The organism is Acidaminococcus sp. CAG:542 (assembly GCF_000437815.1).
In the GTDB taxonomy this organism is placed as follows: Bacteria; Bacillota; Negativicutes; order Acidaminococcales; family Acidaminococcaceae; genus Acidaminococcus.
On sequence record NZ_FR902092.1, the window covers coordinates 9,190 to 11,063 of the forward strand.

Sequence of the window (1,874 nt, forward strand, 5' to 3'; positions counted from 1 at the left end):
CACGGCAGCCCACCCTGCTTCTCTCCATCCCACTCTCCGCTGGAAACCCATCCTGGGGACGGTCTATTACAATGTAAAGGTACAGCTGCCCAACGGGAGCTCCCTGCCCGATGACCGGACCTATGTGGCCGGATACAACCTGGCTTTGCCTGCGGGTACCCGGGGGGATGTATCGGTGCAGATCCAGTCTTTCGACCTGGACGAAAAACCGGTTTCCGCCCTTTCTCCGGTGGAAAAGGTCCATGTGGATCCGGACCGGAAGACGGCCCTGTATCCGGCCCCCATCAGCCAATTCAACAGCGGCAACGGTACCACGCTATTGTACCCGGTGTACAACTGGGTGCCTCTCAACGGGGTGCGGCATTATGAGGTGGAGGTGCTGAGAACCAATGCCGTCTCCCCCACCCGGGAAGCAGCGCCGGACCAGCTGCTGGAACGGGGCAAATCCACCGGATTCGACTGGTATGACGACGAATCCCACTACGCTCCCTACACCATGTACTGGCGGGTACGGGGTATTGACGAAGCCGGGAATCCGGTCAGTCAGTTCTGTCCGCCCCAGCCCATGAAGGTGGATCCGGAAGACAACTGGCAGGTGGGGACCCTGGGGGACAGCATTTCCCACGGGGGCGGGGATCTTTCCTATTCTCCCAGCGATTTTGCCTACAGCTACCAGTATTACCTGCCCTTTGACAGCATCAACCTGGCAGAAAGCGGGGACACCAGCGAGGCTACCCTGGACCGGTTCGACAAGGATGTGGTCCCCTTCCACCCCAAATATCTGATCATCATGACCGGCAGCAACAGCCTCCGTGGCTGGGTCAGCGGGGAAAGCGTCATCAGCGACCTGAAGGGGATCCGGGAAAAATGTGAGGACAACGGGATCACCCCCATTTTCATGACACTGCCTCCGGTGAATCCGGCCAACATCAAACGGGCCTTTGACGAACCCACCGCCGAAGGATGGCGTGCGGAAATGGCCAAAGTGAACCAGTGGATCCGGAGCCTGCCCTGGTTCATCGACCTGGGGACCCAGTTTGACGAAAATGAAGACCTGCCCACCCGGTACGCCCTGGACGGACTGCATCTGAACTTCCGGGGCAAGCGGCTCATGGCCAAAGCCATTACGGAACAATGGGACGGGATCATGGCCAAAATCCGGATGGCCCGGGAACAGGATCAGGAGGACGAAGAATAAAGGGTACTACCTTTACAATTCTCCATACTTTATGATAGAATATGAAACATATTCTACTTATGCGGCATTGTAAAAATAAAATACTGTATACAGTTTTCTGCTGCATTATAATGAGGGGAGATTTTGTTTATGACCATTCGAATTGGGATCCTGGGATATGGCAATCTGGGACGGGGTGTGGAATGTGCTCTGGAGAAGGCGCCGGATATGGAACTGGCAGCGGTGTTCACCCGCCGGGATCCTGCCCAGGTGAAAATCGCCACGGCCAATGTGCCGGTGGTCAATGTAAAGGATATGGCCGACTGGAAGAACAGCATCGATGTGCTGATCCTCTGCGGCGGCAGCGCTACGGATCTGCCGGTGCAGACTCCGGAAATGGCCGGAATGTTCAACGTGATCGACAGCTTCGACACCCATGCCCGGATCCCGGAACATTTTGCAGCAGTGGACAAGGCGGCCAGGGCTTCCGGCCATTTGGGAATCATTTCCGTAGGCTGGGATCCCGGCCTGTTTTCCCTGGCCCGGCTGTACAGCAACGCCATCCTGCCTGAAGGAAAGGATTATACCTTCTGGGGCAAAGGGGTCAGCCAGGGCCACAGCGACGCCATCCGCCGAATTCCCGGTGTCAAAGACGCCAAGCAGTATACGGTGCCGGTGGAAGCAGCCCTGGAAGCGG

General features: G+C 57.3%; 2 protein-coding genes. Both read left to right on the plus strand.

Annotated features, from left to right (window positions below; all coding sequences use genetic code 11):
• A partial coding sequence (locus QVO43_RS08325; RefSeq protein ID WP_288174802.1) for an SGNH/GDSL hydrolase family protein occupies positions 1–1,198 on the plus strand: 1,198 nt, incomplete at its 5' end.
• 129 nt (positions 1,199–1,327) lie between these two features.
• The coding region (locus QVO43_RS08330) for a diaminopimelate dehydrogenase (protein WP_288174804.1) at positions 1,328–1,874 on the plus strand (547 nt) is incomplete at its 3' end.